The organism is Paenibacillus faecis, from assembly GCF_008084145.1.
Classification (GTDB): Bacteria; Bacillota; Bacilli; order Paenibacillales; family Paenibacillaceae; genus Fontibacillus; species Fontibacillus faecis.
In genome coordinates, this window is the sequence record NZ_VSDO01000003.1 from 987,771 (window position 1) to 1,005,977 (window position 18,207).

At 52.2% G+C, this 18,207-nt stretch carries 14 protein-coding genes; 5 read left to right on the forward strand and 9 right to left on the reverse strand.

Features of this window, described 5'->3' with window-relative positions; genetic code table 11:
• Nucleotides 1-93 precede the first annotated feature (93 nt).
• From FRY98_RS17850 to FRY98_RS17880, 7 genes are all read right to left on the reverse strand, one after another.
• Entirely contained in the window at nt 94-2,427 is a 2,334-nt protein-coding gene (locus tag FRY98_RS17850; protein ID WP_148454591.1) for a histidine kinase, read from the reverse strand.
• A 34-nt stretch (nt 2,428-2,461) separates the two neighbouring features.
• Nucleotides 2,462-3,058, reverse strand: a complete 597-nt coding sequence (gene kdpC / locus FRY98_RS17855) for a potassium-transporting ATPase subunit KdpC (RefSeq protein ID WP_148454593.1) — start codon at nt 3,056-3,058, stop codon at nt 2,462-2,464.
• A gap of 64 nt (nt 3,059-3,122) precedes the next feature.
• Nucleotides 3,123-5,156 carry a potassium-transporting ATPase subunit KdpB gene (gene kdpB / locus FRY98_RS17860; RefSeq protein ID WP_148454387.1) on the reverse strand — a complete coding sequence of 678 codons (2,034 nt, stop codon included), beginning with the start codon at nt 5,154-5,156 and terminating at the stop codon, nt 3,123-3,125.
• 17 nt (nt 5,157-5,173) lie between these two features.
• A complete protein-coding gene (kdpA, locus tag FRY98_RS17865) occupies nt 5,174-6,850 on the reverse strand; it encodes a potassium-transporting ATPase subunit KdpA (RefSeq protein WP_148454389.1) in 1,677 nt (558 codons plus the stop codon).
• A gap of 70 nt (nt 6,851-6,920) precedes the next feature.
• Complete coding sequence (kdpF, locus tag FRY98_RS29455; protein WP_148454595.1) at nt 6,921-6,998, reverse strand: K(+)-transporting ATPase subunit F; 78 nt, start codon at nt 6,996-6,998, stop codon at nt 6,921-6,923.
• A 340-nt stretch (nt 6,999-7,338) separates the two neighbouring features.
• Complete coding sequence (locus tag FRY98_RS17875) at nt 7,339-8,046, reverse strand: response regulator (RefSeq protein WP_148454391.1); 708 nt, start codon at nt 8,044-8,046, stop codon at nt 7,339-7,341.
• Nucleotides 8,039-10,720, reverse strand: a complete 2,682-nt coding sequence (locus FRY98_RS17880; RefSeq protein ID WP_225040659.1) for a sensor histidine kinase — start codon at nt 10,718-10,720, stop codon at nt 8,039-8,041. The genes FRY98_RS17875 and FRY98_RS17880 overlap by 8 nt, the downstream gene beginning before the upstream one ends.
• 242 nt (nt 10,721-10,962) lie before the next feature.
• Between FRY98_RS17880 and FRY98_RS17885 the strand changes: the two genes are divergently transcribed.
• From FRY98_RS17885 to imm47, 3 genes are all read left to right on the forward strand, one after another.
• Nucleotides 10,963-11,895, forward strand: a complete 933-nt coding sequence (locus FRY98_RS17885) for a DUF1848 domain-containing protein (RefSeq protein WP_148454395.1) — start codon at nt 10,963-10,965, stop codon at nt 11,893-11,895.
• Nucleotides 11,896-12,035: 140 nt separating this feature from the next.
• Complete coding sequence (locus FRY98_RS17890; protein ID WP_148454397.1) at nt 12,036-12,557, forward strand: GNAT family N-acetyltransferase; 522 nt, start codon at nt 12,036-12,038, stop codon at nt 12,555-12,557.
• Between the two features lie 16 nt (nt 12,558-12,573).
• On the forward strand, nt 12,574-13,365 hold the full coding sequence (gene imm47 / locus FRY98_RS17895; RefSeq protein ID WP_249043443.1) for an Imm47 family immunity protein: 792 nt from the start codon (nt 12,574-12,576) through the stop codon (nt 13,363-13,365).
• On the opposite strand, the gene FRY98_RS17900 is transcribed toward imm47, so the two are convergent.
• Complete coding sequence (locus FRY98_RS17900) at nt 13,366-14,217, reverse strand: hypothetical protein (protein ID WP_148454401.1); 852 nt, start codon at nt 14,215-14,217, stop codon at nt 13,366-13,368.
• Between the two features lie 309 nt (nt 14,218-14,526).
• Here FRY98_RS17900 and FRY98_RS17905 point away from each other — a divergent pair, with 309 nt between their 5' ends.
• Together FRY98_RS17905 and argS are read left to right on the forward strand one after the other, a co-directional pair.
• A complete protein-coding gene (locus FRY98_RS17905; protein WP_148454403.1) occupies nt 14,527-14,952 on the forward strand; it encodes a YwiB family protein in 426 nt (141 codons plus the stop codon).
• On the forward strand, nt 14,949-16,628 hold the full coding sequence (gene argS, locus FRY98_RS17910; RefSeq protein ID WP_148454405.1) for an arginine--tRNA ligase: 1,680 nt from the start codon (nt 14,949-14,951) through the stop codon (nt 16,626-16,628). The genes FRY98_RS17905 and argS overlap by 4 nt, the downstream gene beginning before the upstream one ends.
• A gap of 43 nt (nt 16,629-16,671) precedes the next feature.
• On the opposite strand, the gene FRY98_RS17915 is transcribed toward argS, so the two are convergent.
• Entirely contained in the window at nt 16,672-17,832 is a 1,161-nt protein-coding gene (locus FRY98_RS17915; protein WP_148454407.1) for a S8 family peptidase, read from the reverse strand.
• Nucleotides 17,833-18,207 lie beyond the last annotated feature (375 nt).

Consider the following 18,207-nt stretch of genomic DNA (forward strand, 5'->3'; position numbering starts at 1 on the left):
ACCCCTTCCGAATGATTCGGAGGGGGTGCTTTTTATGCTTTTTACGCTCCGCTCCCGGATCTTAGCTGCTCCTCGTCTAGCGATGGGGGGACATCACCTTAACGATTCAGTTACATTAGGGTCAAAATCAGCCACAATCAACATATCCATGTGTCTGGCGTTTCGGAGAAGATATTGCACAAAACTTTCTTTAAACCAAGTTTGCCATAAAGGTTTCCTGGACTGGCCAATGATAAGCTGAGTCGTCTTCACGCCGTTCATTCTATCCAACAAGTGGCGATGAATGTTAGTGTTTCGGGTCTTTTCGGCCACCTCCATGACTCCGCCGAGCCGTTCGGTTAAATGACGAAGGGCTTCCAGCCGCTTCTTCTCTTCCGGTGTCAGCGCAGATCCGCAATGCACGTAATGAACGAACCATTCCGCCTTTAGACGGTACGCGATCCGGAAGCCGCGGCGAATCAAACGTTCGGCTCTTGGTTCCAGATCAACGCAGACGAAAATAACTTCACGCCGGCTCCACGGTCCGCGCAAGGCGACGTCCCGATCCCAGGCTTCCAGCCGCTCGTCCACGTCATCGGCGATTTCACGAAGGGCCAGCTCGCGAAGTGCGATCAAATTGCCGATCTTAAAAAAGGATTCCAGCGCCTGGTTAACCTTTTCAGCGGCATATATTTTTCCTGCGCGCATTCGCTCCTGCAGCATTTGCGGTGTAACATCGATAAGCTCGACTTCATCCGCCATCTTTAAGATTGCGTCCGGTACCGTCTCCCGAACCCGAACCCCGGTTAATTGGGCGACCGCATCATTCAAACTTTCGAGATGCTGCACATTTACGGTTGTGATTACGGAGATGCCGTTTTCCAGCAAGGTGATGACATCTTCGTACCGTTTGCGGTTTTTGCTGCCGGGGATATTGGTGTGCGCAAGCTCGTCAACCAGCACCACTTCCGGATGACGGGCAAGAATGGCATCCGTATCCATTTCCTCTAAAGTCGTCGACTGGTATTGAATTTTAGCACGCGGGATCATTGATAATCTGCCGATTTGTTCCCTGGTTTCCTCCCGCCCATGGGTTTCCAAGAGACCGATAACGACATCGATCCTTCGGCTTAATAGCAGATTTCCCTCCTGCAACATTTTGTAGGTCTTGCCAACGCCAGGTGCCGCACCGATATAGACTTTGAAGGAGCCCCTGCGCATGGTCTGAATTTTCTTCTCCATCTCATTGGTGGTCAACCGGTGGAATGGTTCCTCCGTTCCTTTCGCATTGGGCTTGATGGGCAAAATCCGTTCTCCTTCCTGTTCGGCGCGATCGGCCATCAGAAAAACGTCGATGTTTCTCGCTTTTCTAAGAACGCGGTTTGCGATGGAGCCTTGCCATTTTTCCTGCCAACGGCTTTTTTTGGAATGCCCCATGACGATCCGGGTTACGTTATTCCGGGTGGCATAGTTCACTAATTCGAAAGGAAGCTGTCGCAAGGTAACCAGACTCAGTTCTTCAAATTTGGCATTCACGCGTTCAACCAATTTAACAATGGAGCGTTTAAAGGTTAGCTGTTCCTTTGACATGGACTTGCCGCGCACGGTGAAAGTTACTACCATCAGGTCACCGTTCAACCGCTTGGCGATTTGTTGTCCTCTTCTTACATATAGCGAACCGTTCCAGTGATATTGGGCGGAAACGAGGATTCGTTCCGTGGCGCCGGAAGGCCCGATCAGCCCATGTTCTTCCCGATGTTTCTCCAGAGAGTCATTGACTCCCTCCGCCACGAGTCGTAAGGAGATCTCACGCAGCACGCCCAGATTTCCGCGGGTAGACATCGCCGGGTGTGCCACGTCGCCGAGCACTCCTTCCTCGATTCGCTTTAGAATGGTTTCCGGCGATACATCTATCAGGCGTACTTCATCCGCAAGTTCCAGAGTGTTCATGGGCACCGTATCATCCGCTCGGATCCCCGTCATTTGGAAAATAAGCTCACCGGCTCCGGCCAGCTCATAAACGTTGATCGTCGTAATTATGCTGATCCCGTGGTCCATCAAATATCGGATATCTTCCAGACGCGTGGAAAAAAGCGCACCATTGCGGTTACGATGGGCCAATCCGTCAACCAGCAGCACCTCGGGATTTCGTTTCAACAAATCTTCCAGAGGGAGGTCCTTCTGCTCCTTGCCGTCTCTCCACCAATGGATGCTTGGGACGCGCTCTAATTCCTCGAGCTGCTGGACGGTCTCTTCCCGCTGCATAGTCGATACGGCGCTGCATACCACATCGATGCCCTGCTTTTTCAATAGGCGGCCTTCTTGCAGCATGTGGTAGGTTTTACCCGATCCGCTGACGGAGCCGATGATAATCTTCAATCGGCCTCGACGTAATTGGTAGATGGAATATAAAATTTCTTCAGGCGTTTTTCGCTTGTACGGTGTCATGGCCAACTCCTTATTCCCCCTCTGGTCCATTCCGCTATTTCGACGACCGCTCCATTAAAGCCATATTCAGCTTCAGAATGTTGACACGCTTTTCGCCAAACAATCCGAGGTCGCGTCCTTCGGTGTGTTCTTTGACGAGCTCTTTCAGAGTCTCGGACGGAACACCGGTCAAGCCGCTTATTCTCGGGATCTGTACCAGGGCTGCCGCCGGCGAAATATGCGGGTCCAGGCCGGACCCCGAGTTGGTAACGAGGTCGATCGGCAGTTCATGGATGGGCACCTCGGGATTATCGATCTTCCACTGCGCGATAAAGTCGCTTGTCCGCTTCAGCATATCAGGATTGGAAGGGCCATAGTTATTTGAACCGGAAGCCTCGGCTTTGTATTCAATACTGGATACGCGGCCATGGAACAACGCCGGATTACTGAAATTTTGTCCGATCAGTTCCGAACCGATCACCTTACCTTCCTTGTTCTTAAGCAAACTTCCATTCGCTTGGGAAGGCATTAGCACCTGGGCCAGGGCCGTGGAGGCCAGCGGGTATATGATTCCGCACAGGATGATGAGGACAGCGCTGAGTCTGACCACACTTAATAAGTAGCTTCCTTTGGATACTGGCTTCTGTTCCATGATTTCTTCATGTATATTTTTCAATGGGATCATCCTTTCCGCTTCTGAAGTGTATCTGTCTTTCTTAAATCCATAGGCTGACAATCAGATCAATGACTTTAATGCCAAGGAAAGGGACAAGAATGCCACCAAAGCCATAGACAAATATGTTCCGCCGCAACAGTTTTACCGAACTCATCGGTTTATACGACACCCCTTTCATCGCCAGCGGAATTAAAAGCGGGATAATAATGGCATTAAAGATCAGCGCCGATATAATCGCGGAGCTTGGCGAACCGAGCCCCATCACATTCAGGAGATTCATTTCCGGGATAGCCAAGGTGAACATAGCGGGAATAATGGCAAAATATTTTGCAATGTCATTGGCGATGCTGAAGGTCGTCAATGCGCCGCGCGTCATCAAGAGCTGCTTGCCGATCGCTACGACTTCAATGATCTTGGACGGATCGGAATCCAGGTCGACCATGTTGGCCGCTTCCTTGGCGGCGGAGGTGCCGCTGTTCATGGCTAGACCCACGTCAGCCTGTGCCAAGGCGGGAGCATCATTCGTACCGTCGCCTGTCATGGCAACCATCTTGCCTTCCCTTTGTTCGCGGCGAATGACTTCGATTTTATTCTCCGGCGTGCTTTCGGCAATAAAACTATCCACACCGGCCTCTGCCGCAATGGTTGCCGCCGTCAAAGGGTTATCCCCCGTGCACATAATGGTTTTGATGCCCATCTTGCGCAATTCGTCAAAACGGTCCTTCATCCCGGGTTTTACCGTATCTTTCAAATAGATCAGCCCGTAAATCCGGTTATCTACAGCCACCGCAAGCGGAGTTCCGCCTTTGCCTGCAATTTCGTTCGAGCTCTTGTCCAGGTCGCCCGGAATCTGTCCTCCCTGCAGCTGTACCCAACGTTTAACGGAATCCACAGCCCCCTTGCGAACCTTCCGGCCGTCTTTCAAATCCAGTCCGCTCATCCGTGTTTCGGCCCGAAACTCGATAAATTCTCCGTCCACTTCCCATCCGGTTTCATAGTCGTATCCGAGTTTCTTGACCAGTTCAATCACGGAACGCCCTTCCGGCGTCTCATCCTTTAGCGAGCTGATCGCCGCCCATGCGGCCAATTCCTTTTCGCTCTCCTTGACCACGGGTACGAATTCGCTGGCCATCCGATTCCCGAACGTGATGGTGCCGGTTTTGTCGAGAATCATCGTGTTAATGTCTCCTGCCGCTTCTACCGCCTTACCGGACATTGCCAGAACGTTGAACCGGGTGACCCGATCCATGCCCGCAATTCCGATGGCGGACAACAGCCCGCCAATGGTCGTCGGAATCAAGCACACCAACAGCGCAATCAGAACCGGAATTTCCAGGTTCACTCCAAGGTAAGAGGCAATCGGACGCAGCGTAACGACCACAATCAGAAAGATGATCGTTAAGCTGATTAACAGCGTGTTGAGGGCGATCTCGTTAGGTGTTTTCTGCCGCTTGGCGCCTTCAACCAAAGAAATCATCCGATCCAGGAAGGATTCGCCGGGATCGCTCGTAATCTGAACCTTGATTTCATCACTAACGACTCTCGTACCCCCGGTGACCGAATTGAAGTCACCGCCGGCCTCTTTAATAACGGGTGCCGATTCCCCCGTAATCGCCGACTCGTCTACCGAAGCCAGCCCTTCAATGACTTCCCCGTCGCCGGGAATCCATTCTCCTTGAGCGACAAGCACGATATCGCCTTTGCGCAATTCCGAGGAGGCGACCGTCTTGATCGCATCGCCTACCAGTTTGTTTGCGGTAATATCTTGCTTCGTTCTCTTTAGCGTATCCGCTTGCGCTTTACCTCGCCCTTCCGCGAGGGCTTCCGCAAAGTTAGCGAACAATACCGTCACCAGCAGGATGATAAACACCGCGATATTGAATCCTACCGATTCTTCCGCATCGAAATAACCCGGGGCCAGAACCATCAGCAGGACCAGAATCGTCCCCATTTCGACTACGAACATAACCGGATTCTTGATTAAAGAGATCGGATTCAGTTTTAGAAAACTGTCTTTGATTGCACTTCGTATGATCGGGCCGCTCAACAGCCGCTTTTTTTGTACCGTATTCATCTCTGTTCTCCCTCTCTCTACCGTAGTGTCAAATGTTCCGCTATCGGCCCTAGCACGATGACCGGCAAGAACGTTAAAGCGCCAATGATCAGTACCGTGCCGATCAAGATTCCGGTAAAGAGGCCGTTATCCGTACGGAAGGTGCCGGCCGTTTCCGGTACGGGCTGTTTGCGGAGCAGGGAACCGGCAACGGCCAGCATGGCAATCATGGAAATGTAGCGCCCCAGCAGCATGACAAGTCCGGTCGTCATATTCCAGAACGTGTTGTTGTCGGCCAGTCCTTCAAATCCCGAGCCATTGTTGGCGGCGGATGAGGCGTATTCGTACAAGACCTGCGTCAATCCGTGATAGCCGGGATTGCTGATCGAGCCTTGCCCGAGGTCCGTCAGGAAGGACGCGGCCGTCGGTGCCAGAATAATCAGAGGATGAATCAGAATCGCGATCGCGATCAGCTTCATTTCCCGGGCTTCGATTTTGCGGCCAAGGAACTCCGGTGTCCGGCCTACCATCAGTCCGCATAAAAAGACCGCGAGAATGGCGTACATCAGCATATTAATCAGCCCCACGCCCTTGCCCCCGAAGACGTTGTTCAGCATCATCAGAGCCAGCGGAGTAATTTGTCCGAGCGGTGTTTGGGTGTCGTGCATATTGTTGACGCTGCCGGTAGTCGCCGCGGTAGTCACGGCAGTAAACAAGGAAGATTGCGCAATGCCGAAGCGAACCTCTTTCCCCTCCATACTGCCTTGAGACGCATCGATTCCCATGGCATGGATCGCCGGGTTTCCTTTGCTTTCCGCATAGAAGTTCAAGGACAGCAGCAGGACGAACAGGATCATCATGGCGCTGAATATGCCCCAACCTTGCCGTTTGTTCTTGGCAAACAAACCATACATGTATGGAAGAGATGCAGGCAGCATCCACATCGACAGTATTTCAATCACGTTGGTCAGCGGTGACGGATTTTCAAACGGATGTGACGAATTGGCTCCAGTAAATCCGCCGCCGTTCGTTCCGAGATGCTTAATGGATTCCAGGGAAGCGACCGGCCCAACCGCGATCTGCTGACTCTGTCCTTCAAGCGTCGATACTTCCAGCGTAGGCTGCAGCGTTTGCGGGACTTTCAGCGCTACAAGAGTCAGTGCAACGAGTAAAGCCAGCGGAAGGAATATCCGTGTATGGGACTTAACGAAGTCCTGGAAAAAGTTGCCCAGGGTCTTTTTGCCCGTAACGCCTCTTACAAAAGCGACTGCCACGGATAATCCGCTCGCCGCGGAAGTGAACATCAACATGGTGATGACGGCCATCTGCGAGAAATAGGAGAGTCCCGTTTCTCCGCTATAATGCTGCAAATTGGTATTGGTGATAAAGCTGATCACCGTATTGAACGAAAGGCTCTGATCCATTCCGCCCATGCTGTTCGGATTCAGCGGAAGTCCGCCCTGCAGGCGGAGAATTAAATATCCAAACGCTACAAGCACGATATTGGTCGATAAAAAACTGATCGTATACTTCTTCCAGGACATGCCTTCCAGTTTTTTTAAGCCGCCTAATTTATATATTCCTCGCTCGATCCCCCCAAAGATCCGGTCACTCCGGTTCGGCTCATTGGAAAATGTATAATACAAATAAGTGCCGAGCGGTTTAACAAGCAGCAGCAGTATAGCGATAACTGCGATGATTTGCACAATACCCACGAATGGCTCCTCCTTGATTTAGGCAAGCTGTCGCCTAATGGTTTCTTTTTGGAAATATTCTTTGTGATGCTTAGAATTTCTCCGGATGGATCAAGGCGTAGACCAGATAGAGAAACAAAAACAAGGTTACTGCAATAACCACGATCATTGTTTATTCCCCCCTTTATCGTCAACAACACGTTCGCACCAACCCGCAAACGCATAGAACAGACCGAAAATCGCGGCCAATGCCGTAACCATGTACAAATCCATCATTTTCTTCATCTCTCCTCCCATCGAAATCGGTGCTGGTTTAACCCTCTGTCCATAACCTATCTCCCTCACCGGCGTATATTTTCTCTTTCCGACATTCAGCGTATCACTCCCGCCATTAGTTTAGGATTAGGGTTTGCGGCAAAGGATTAAGATCATCTAAAGATTTCCGCTAACACAAAAAAACCATGCTCCGTAGGAGCATGGCTGCTGAATTTCAAATCTTTCATAGAGTTCTATACTTCATCATTGACTTGCAACATTCGATACCCGATTCCGATATGCGTTTGAATATATTTATGCTGGAAAGGGGGTTTTTCTATTTTTTTTCTCAAGGTCGCCATAAAAACTCGCAGGCTGGAGACGTCGTAGGGGTGGCTGCCCCAGATCTCGTGCAGGATGTGGTTGTGGGTCAACACCTTCCCGACATTTTTGGCCAGCAGACATAGGAGCTTATACTCGCTAGGCGTCAGGTGGACTTCTTCTTCCTCCAGCCATACGCATCCCGCAGCGTAGTCGATTTTCAGAGGGCCGTTAATAAATTGGGAAGCCTCCTTAAGAAGCTTGTCACTGTCATACCGGGCTCGCCGCAAACTAACCCGCAGTCTTGCAAGCAGTTCTTCCACACTGAAGGGCTTGGTCAAGTAATCGTCCGCCCCGGCATCCAGCGCCTCAATTTTATCCCGATCCTCACTTCGCGCACTGACGACGATAATGGGCAGGTTGGACCAGGCTCGCACTTTTTTTATAATTTCCACCCCGTCCATGTCCGGCAATCCTAAATCCAGGATCATGATATCAGGTGGTCTGGATACCGCCTCCAGAATCGAGGCTTCGCCCGTTTCAGCCGCGTGATAGCGATATCCTTGCGTCTCCAGCGTAGTCGTGATCAGCTTGCGGATCGGCTTGTCGTCTTCCACGACAAGTATAAAAGGGCTATTCATAAACGCTTACCTCCTCAGACTGCAGCGTGAAGTAAAATACGGTTCCCTGGGGAAAACGGTCTCTGACACCTATCGTACCGCCATGGGCGCTCACAATCGATTTGCATAGAGAAAGCCCGAGCCCTAACCCGCGATGCCCGTCTCCGCGTATATTATCCGCCGTATAAAACATTTCGAACAATTTGGCCTTCGCCTCTTCCGCGATTCCCGGCCCATCATCGGAAACTTCTACTACGACCCTATCGTTGTCGCGCCTTGCCGATATCGTAATATGCGACCCGGTATGCGTGTACTTGATTGCGTTATCCACGAGATTGATCAGCACTTGCACGATTAATCGGGTGTCCATCCGGGCCATAATCCATTCGTCCTCCAACACCGTTTGAATAATATGGTTATCTTTGCTGCGATTCACGTGGAGCAAGGCTTCGGCGATGACCTCCTCCATTAATTCGGCCTGTAAATTCAGATTTATAGTGCCGTTGTCCATCCGGCTGATGGAGAGTAGATTCTCCACCAAAAGAATCAGCCACATGGCATCGTCATAGATGTCCGTGTACAGGCTGGTTCTTTGTTCTTCGCTCAGCATCCCCGAGTTACCGATAAGAATGCCGGCGTTACCGGAAATGCTCGTAAGCGGGGTCCGTAAATCATGGGAAATTTGCCGGAGCAGATTGGCGCGCAGCTGTTCCTGACGGATTTGCATGAAGATTTCCTTCTGTTGGTCGTTCAACCGCTCCTTCTCCAGCGCGAGCGCGCATTCTCCCAGCATGGCAATCGTCAGGCTTTGTTCGAACACATCCAGGGGGTCCTCCCGATCCATCACGATAGCCGCAACCGCAAAGACCGAATCCCCCCCGCGAACCGCATGATACAAGCAATGGGCGTCGGAAAAGGTCTCCGTGGTCGCCCCGGCCCGTTTATTGTTTTGGTACACCCATTCCGCTACCGCATGCTCATTTTCTCCAGTATAGATTTGTGGATCAACCGCCGATCCTCTCTTTGGAAAGATAAGCGGCTCGCTTAGCCCCTCATGCCGAACGGAATAAAAAATGATCGTTCTGTCCAGCAGTTTAACCAATTGAATGGCCGTTTCATCGATAATTGCCGAGGAGTCCGTGGCCTGTTGCAGCTTCCGGCTCGTTTCCAGAAGCACTTCCGTACGATAGGCTTTTTGCGCGGATTGCATGGCTTGTTCTCTTACTCTCATGGTCAGCGTACTCATGACGAATGATGCCACCAGCATCACCAGAAAAGTAACCGGGTAGCCGGGATCGTACGCCCGCAGGGAATAGTAAGGCTCAGTAAAGAAAAAATTGAACACGATTACGCTCATAATCGAACATATTGCGCTGTATAGCCGCCCTTTGGTGACCGTTGCGTTCAAGAGGACACCGAGGATGTACACCGTAATAATGTTCGCTTCTCGGAAGCCCAGATGATTGAACCATGCTCCAACAAGAGTACATGCGGCCAAAATGGAAGCGGTCTTGCCCATATCCGCCAAAGAAAACGCCGGAGACTTCAGGTAAATGGCCGATTTTTTATGGAACACAGGCTCGGAATAAGGAATGATATACGTCTCGATATTGGGGACCAGGTCGATTAACTTGTCCACTACCGTTGATTTTGCGAACCCTCTCTTTTGGCGGGGAGAGCGGCCCAATACAATTTTCGATACATGGCTCGTTTTTGCATATTCCGCAATCTGTCCCGAAATATCATCTCCATATACCGTAGCGATTTTGGCGCCCAACTGCTCGGCCAATCTCAGATTTTCTCTCAGACCGATTTTGTTTTTTTTCGTTACCGGTTCGGTTTCCGGCGTCTCTACAAATAAAGCCGTGAATTGGCCGTGGAAAACCTCGGCCATCCTTGCCGCTGTACGGATCACTTTTTTGTTGGATGCGGACGAGGACAGGCAAACCAGTATATGATCTTTCCCTGAAAATTCATTTCTGCTATTTTTAGCGCCGATCTGGAGCGCAATCCGGTTCAATTGAGCTGCCGTTTGTTGCAATGCCATTTCCCGCAAAGCATTCAGCTTCTCATTCGTAAATAAATGCGCATTTGTTTGTTCCGTCTCCCGATCGCTATAAATCTTCCCCTTCAGAAAACGGACAATTAACGTTTCGGGTTCAATATCGACGAATTCCACCTGATCGGCACATTCAAATACGCTGTCCGGAATGCGTTCCTTCACGGACATCCCGGTAATGGAGGCGACGGTATCCGCCAGACTTTCGATTTGCTGGACATTCATCGTTGTGTACACGTGAATTCCTGCCCGAAGAAGCTCTTCCACGTCCTGGTATCTTCTTTTGTGACGATTCCCTGCCGCATTGGTATGCGCCAGATCGTCAACCAGGATGAGACCGGGTTTTCTTTGAAGGGCGTGATCCAGTTCGAATTCTTGAAAGCCAAGGCCGTCGTTTGCGTTTCCCGTATGGGGCAACATCTCTAAGCCTTTAAGGAGAGCCGCCGTATCGGGACGAGCATGTGGGTTAACATATCCGGCAACCACATCCACTCCGTCTTCTTGCGCCGCATGGCCGGCTTTCAGCATAGCGTAAGTTTTGCCTGTCCCCGGCGCGTAGCCGATAAATATCTTCAGCTTTCCTCTACTTCCCGGTGTTTTGCCAGTTATCTGTGTCCGTGCAAATGCTGACTCCATCGGTGACGTAGCCATCCTCATGCCTGCTTTCCATGAATCTTTATTGTAAGTTGTTCCTTGTTTTGTAAGTATATCATGAGCCGTATCAGTATCGTGTTACAACTTCGACTGCGGCATTAAGAAGATATAAAGATTTATGGTTAGACGACTTACTCCCAAAGATGCTGTTTTTCCTGGAATATCTGGTAAAATTAAAGTCGAACGCCTAACTTAAATATATGGGAAACCGCAGGTGAGCGAAGTTGATTATTAGCGCCAGCAGAAGAACGGATATCCCGGCCTTTTTCGGAGAATGGTTTATGCGCAGAATTGCCGAAGGGTATTTTTACCGGGTGAATCCGTTTAATTACAAGCAGGTGACGGCCTTTAGCCTATTGCCCGAAGATGTGGACGGCATGGTGTTCTGGACTAAAAACCCCAAACCGTTCATAAGGCATTTGTCTCTATTGGACGATAAAAGTTACATGTACTATTTTCAATACACGCTCAATGATTACCCGGAGATTTTTGAACCTAATTTACCTCCTGCTGCGAGCCGCGTGGACTATTTCCGCGAGTTAAGCGAGCGGCTTGGGGCAAACCGGGTCATCTGGAGATACGATCCGATCATCATCAGCAATATCACCCCGGTGGAGTACCATCTTGAACGCCTGGAACGTTTAGCTGCCCAATTGAAGGGGTACACCCATCGGTTGGTGATAAGTTTCCTGGATTATTACGGGAAAACGGTGGCGAAATTCAATAAACTGCAGCAAAACCATGCGGTGTTATACACCGATATTACTTTGCCCGATTACAGAGAACAGCTAAATGAATTTGCCAAGAACATAAGCCTTATTGGAGCGGCTCAGGGTATATCCGTAGAGACTTGCTCGGAAGCCGCCGATTTGGATCACTGCGGAATTCGTCACGGCAGTTGTATTGATGCCCGGCTCCTCTCGAGTATCATCGGGCGGGATCTGGACGATGCCAAAGATAAGAATCAGCGGGATACTTGTCTTTGCACCGCAGCGGTAGACGTGGGCGTGTACAATACATGCAAGTTTAACTGTCGGTATTGTTATGCGGTTCAAAGCGAAAACGCCGTGGCCAAAACTTTGCAGAACCATTTCATTGACAGCCCGTCCCTGATCTACTCATACAGTGGGGATTTGGAAGTTCACGGGAAAAAGTAACTCTCATCGTGGTGTGATTTTGGCCAAAGCGAATCTCGACTATACCTCATTTAAGAGCTGCGATGTATCTTACTCCAAATGGCCGGAACATACCGATCCGACCCGAACCGGCGCAATACGACTGGAGGAAGGAGAACGCGATGATCATCCGACGACTTAATCCCAAAGATGCGAAACTGTACAGAGCGATCCGGCTGGAAGCGTTGCAAACGGCCCCGGAAGCTTTCGGCTCAAGCTATGAAGAGGAAAAACAATATCCATTGGAACTGTACGAAAGGCGCTTTCAAGAGGAGTACTCCGCCACGTTCGGTGCATTTTTGGAGGAGCAACTTTGCGGAGTGGTCACCTTAGTCAGAGAACAAAGAAATAAATTGAAGCACCGGGCCAATATTTACGGCGTTTACGTATCCCCTCAAACACGGGGCCGCGGGATCGCCAAAAAGTTATTGCTGGAAGCGATTCGGAAGGCGGAGGACATGGGAGGAGTTGAACAGATTCATCTCTCTGTCGTCACCAGCAACGAGGCGGCCGGGAAACTTTATCGATCGCTTGGATTCGAGACATACGGTGTCCAGAAGAAAGCTTTAAAAATAAATGATTCTTATTACGATGAAGAGCTGATGTGCTACCCAATCCACGGAGATGGATCTATCGGCCAATAAGGAAGTGAAGCCACCGGTGTGGACCAAGTATAAAAGCAGCGGCACCTGGTACGGACCCGTTTCGGACTGCGATGTTCTACAAATTAGAGAGAGTATGGTACGCGCAAAAACGGAAAAAGAGCTTTTACGGCTCCTTTTGGAACTATTCAAGTGGGGCGATTTTTCGCAAAAGCCGCTTTTCATTGAACTGTTGAACCATACGGAAGACGAAGTGGTGTTGCATTTGGGCATCAGGGTTTTTTGCTCGATCTGCACACATGAGGATTTACGGGATTCGAACAACCTGTACTTCCTGGGGTGTGCCGAGGCCGAGGCCGTTCGGGTTTTTGCGTCGGCAGCCGAGTCCACGCTTTCCCTGGAGGCCATCCCGTATCTTTTGGCTTTGCTTGAGCAGTGGGATGGGCATGCCGATATTTCGAGGGCGCTCCGGGACTCGATCGATGCTATCACGGATTGCCGAAAAGTGGCGGGAGACCGGGCCACGATCGATGAGCTCGGGCAGGCCTATGTCGAATACACCGAAACGTTGGATACGCAAAAATACTACTACCGCACCAAACCGGCGTTTCCCGGAGATTTGACAAAAGTCCTCATGCAACGGGTCTTCATGGCGGCGAATCAGGGACAGTCGCTCGACATGGACCAAATCTCCGCACTACTGTCGATTTGGTCGGGTGAGAAAGTGCCCGGGGAATCACATACGGTGATCCACTCGGGCAACTATCAACACTTTGTAGCCTATGTACAAAACCTGGCAAAAAAACCGTGGGAAAAAGGCGCGAAGTATTTTTACGGGCATCAACTCTAATCAGTCCATAAAGATGGTCGTAACGAGCCGGACTTCGATAAGCAGAGAAGCGCCTGCCGGAAATTTGAAGGTCGCCACCGCCCCCTCCGTAAAATAGACAAGGAAGGTATAAGCCTCCTGGTTATGGATCTCCCCTTCTCCCATAACGCCCCGGATTTGTTCCATGGAGATGTCGAAGGGGGCGGGCACGGTAATGGCATAAATGCAGCCATCGCACAGTTCCATTTGAAAGCTTCCGAAATCGCAGTGATCGCCCTCCACGGCAAGAGGAGACTTCGGGCCGTCGTTTTCTTGCATAAATGACGGAGCTTCTCCGCCAAGGATAAAATCCCGGTAAGTGTGGTTGTGGAAAGACTCGCGAATTTCCTCCATCCATGTTTGGAAGCCCAGGTCTTCCGCAAGCCGAATCGGCTCGTAACTCATGGCCCGTGCTATGACTTCTTCCGGCTCCAAGTCCTCCCAATAAACGAGGTCGGACACGCCCGGCATAGGTACGTTGGCCTCAAGCAGCTGCAGATAGAACATCGATTCTCCATGAGAGATCTCGCTGTCCTTCAGCCGCCGTACAATCTCCACCAATTCCTCCCGAGTAATGTCGGGCACGCGCCGGGGCTCGGGGCTGCACGCTTCCTCGATCAAATCTTCCAGAGACATCGACCTCCAGTAGTTGGCGAAAACGTAGACATCATAATTCCGGCCTGTCGCTTTATTAAATGCGGCAATTTCTTTTCCGGCCTCTTTCCCCTCGTCAAGGAGGGCTTCAATCCGCTCAATCTCTTGTTGCAGTTTGGATTTAAACGCGGCATCCCGCTGCAGGGGACGCAGGCATTCTCGCAGTTCGATGGGGTTCACGTCCTTTGGGTTTAATCGGCCGACAACTTCCGGCGTTTTCTGACTTATCGTACCATATAGTGGTATGGTCTCATAAGGAGTTGAATCGAATTCGGAGGAAATCTTCATGAGGCCGACAAATCAAAAATACCTGCGAATTTGCACGTATTCCTAAATCAATGAAGCGGCAATCTAGACCGTGAGGCCATTTGTGACCATTCATATCGCCTGAGTATGGACACGTCCCGTATTGAATTGCGGGAATGAACTGGATATAGTAGTACAATAGGATACAATGTATTAATGTATTAGAGAATGGAGAATCCAGAAATGCCGGATCAAATCAGGGCCAAAATCGTGATAACGAGCCGCCAGGACGGGGATGAAACCGTTCAGGAACTGACGGGAGAGGTTTTTGCCCGGGGAGATACGGCCTATATCCGATACGAAGAGCCGGAACGGGGACCTAAGGGCGGAACGACGCGGACCATGGTCAAAATCTCCGGCGGAACGTTGAAAATCATGCGCCACGGTGAAGTTGAATCGGAACAGAATTTTCAGGTCGGACGCAAGTTGCCCGGTTTTTACCGCTCGCCTTTTACGACGTTTAACCTGTCCACGCATACGAGATCGCTGGAATCCCGATTGGATGGCGCGTTTGGACATATCGCCTGGGAATACGATTTGTACGTGTACGACGAATTATCGGGACATTTCGCCATTAGCTTACATATACAGGAGGATATTTCAAGATGACAGTAAATCCATTGGAACAGATCAATCAGGCTTTAAAAGAAGCCATCCTTGACGCCATCGTCGGCGCGGGACTCGCCCAGCGGGAAGAAACCCCGGCCATCGTACTGGAGGTGCCGAAGGATAAGGCGCACGGCGACCTGGCCACCAACGCGGCCATGCAGCTATCCCGCATCGCCAAGAAGAATCCGCGCCAAATTGCCGAGGACATCGTCGGCCACTTGGATTACGCCAAGGCGGGCATCGAGAAGGCCGAAATCGCGGGGCCCGGTTTCATTAACTTTACGCTCGGCAAAAGCTACCTTTATCCCGTCATCGGCGAGGTGTACCGTCAAGGCGAGCATTACGGCCGGGTCTCCAAAGGGAACGGGCAGAAGATCCAGGTCGAATTCGTGAGCGCCAACCCGACGGGAAGTTTGCATCTGGGACATGCCCGTGGAGCCGCCGTAGGCGACGCGCTGTGCAATGTGCTTGATTTTGCGGGCTACGAGGTAACCCGGGAGTACTATATTAATGATGCGGGGAATCAGGTCGTAAACTTGAGCAAGTCGATCGAAGCCCGTTATTTGCAGGAGCTGGGACAAGACGCCGAAATGCCGGAGGACGGTTACCACGGCGAAGACATCAAGGGCTTTGCCAAAGAACTCGTCGCGGAGAAAGGGGACGCTCTGCTGTCCATGTCCGCGGAGGAGCGGGCCGCCTTCTTGCGGACCTATGGCCTGGAAAAAGAACTCGCCAAGATCAAACGCGATCTGGGCCGCTTCCGCGTCGGCTTCGACGTGTGGTTCAGCGAGACTTCGCTGTATGAGAACGGGCAGGTCGAGGCATCCCTGAAGGAGCTCAGCGACAAAGGCCAAACCTATGAGCAGGACGGAGCCGTTTGGCTGCGGACGACCGACTACGGCGACGACAAGGATCGCGTGCTCGTCAAGAACGACGGAACATATACGTACCTGACGCCGGATATCGCCTATCACCGGAACAAATATGACCGCGGCTTCGACCGGATGATCAATATTTGGGGCGCCGATCACCACGGCTATATTCCGCGCGTCAAGGCCGCCATGCAGGCCATCGGAAACGACCCGGACAAGCTGACGGTGCTGATCGCCCAGATGGTCAGCCTGTTCCAGGACGGCGAGAAGGTAAAAATGTCCAAGCGGACCGGCAAGGCCGTGACGATGGTGGATTTGATGGACGAAGTGGGCGTCGACGCCATCCGCTATTTCTTCACGATGCGGAGTATGGACTCGCATCTGGATTTCGATATGGATCTCGCGATTTCGACATCGAACGAGAACCCGGTTTATTACGTGCAGTATGCGCATGCCCGCATCTGCAGCATTTTCCGTCAGGCCGAGGAACAGGGCGTCGCGATTCCTTCACCGGAGCAGGTGAACCTGGGCAAGCTGACGGCGGAGCACGAGTACGACCTGCTGCGCAAAATGGGCGAGTTGCCGGAGGAAATCGCCGTAGCGGCCGAGAACTACGCTCCGCACCGCCTTGTGCGCTATGTGTACGAGCTGTCCGCCATGCTGCACAGCTACTACCGAGCGGAGCGGGTCATTACCGAGGACGCGGAGCAAACCGCCGCGCGCCTCGTGCTGCTCGGTGCCGTTCGCACCGTGATCGCGAACGTACTGAAGCTCATCGGCGTGTCCGCGCCGGAGCGTATGTAGCAAGCAGCCCCCGGCCTAAGCGGCGGGGGCTGCCCGAAAGCCGTCAGGGTCTGGACTTCCCTGACGGCTTTTTGCCGGCTGCGGCGGACCTTGCGCGCAGCAGCCGGGCGGCGTGGACCTCCCCGGGGCCGGACTTGGCTCCCGGGGAGGGCAGGGCGCGCGCGGTGCGGCGCAGCCGCCGCTTGATCTCGCCCGGCGTGAGCCCCGGGCGGAGCGCCAGCAGCAGCGCGATCGAGCCGCTGACGTGCGAGGTGGCCATCGAGGTCCCGTTCATTTCGCGGTACCCGCCGCCGAGCCAGCACGACTTGATCTTTTCGCCGGGCGCGTAAATGTCGATGCGCGGTCCGTGGTTGCTGAACGGGGCGACGCGCCCGTCACGACCGGTCGCCCCGACGGAGATCGTATGGGGATACCGGGCGGGGTAGTCGACGCTGCGGTTTTTTTTATCGTTGCCCGAGGAGGCGACGACGACGATTCCCGCCTGATAAGCCCGGCGGATCGTGTTTTGCAGCGACAAGCTTTTGTTCTTCATGCCAAAACTCATATTAATAATATGCATGCGGTTTTGGACGCACCAATCGATGCCGAGGATAATATCGGATACATAGGCGGATCCGTTGTGGTCAAACGCCTTGACCGGATAGATCAGGGATCGGGGCGCTACGCCCATCATCCCCCGGGAGCCGCCCGAGGCTGCGATGGTTCCCGCGATATGCGTGCCATGGCCGTTATCGTCATAAGGGGGACTCATCTGGTTCAAGATATTTACGCCCCGGGCCAGGGAATTCCGGAGATCGGGGTGGCTGAAATCAGCCCCCGTGTCGATAACTCCGATCCGGATCTGGTTGCCGGTGGAGACCGACCAGGCGTCGGGGGCGCCGATCCGCCGGACTCCCCAAGGAACCCCCGCGGGACTGTCCTTGCTCGGTGTCGCGGCGTGAACCGAGACCCGGACATCTTCCTCGACGAGAAGACCGTACCGTTCCCGGATTCCTCTATCCGGTGCCATAGGGCACACTAGGGCTTGAAGCAAGGCGGAGACCCGCACCCGCCGCAGAGCCGGATCGTGGTTTCTCCGCCTCCGCAGCTGGCGCGCCATTTCGGCAAATATCGCCGGGTGCGTAAAGCGGATAATATGTCGACCGCTTTTTCCGGAGGTGTCAATGTGGTCATTCAAATACCGCAGGAAGCTGGAGTAATCCATTCAGTGTAGCCCTCCTGACGAAGCGTGTTGCAGTATTGTATGACAGCGTCCCACGCTCGGTATGGGGAAGTGGCCCTTCTCCCGGCAAAATGGGCAGCTCGGTGTCCGCCGAAGGATAGGCATCCCTGGATTTGTAAAGTTGGGCTATACCATACCGTGTCAAAGCGGGAAAATGGACATAGGATAAGGTGAAGGCCGCCTATGGCTTTCACCATCTTCCGCGGGGGCGCAGGCTTCCTCCGAAGCGGATACAGTCATGAGGCGAAGAGCCCCGCTCTTCGTCTCTTCGCCATGAACGGACACGGTTTGGGCACAACTAAAAAACTTGCTTTTTAAAGGCAAATAAGGTTTACTATTTTGTGATATGGATATGTT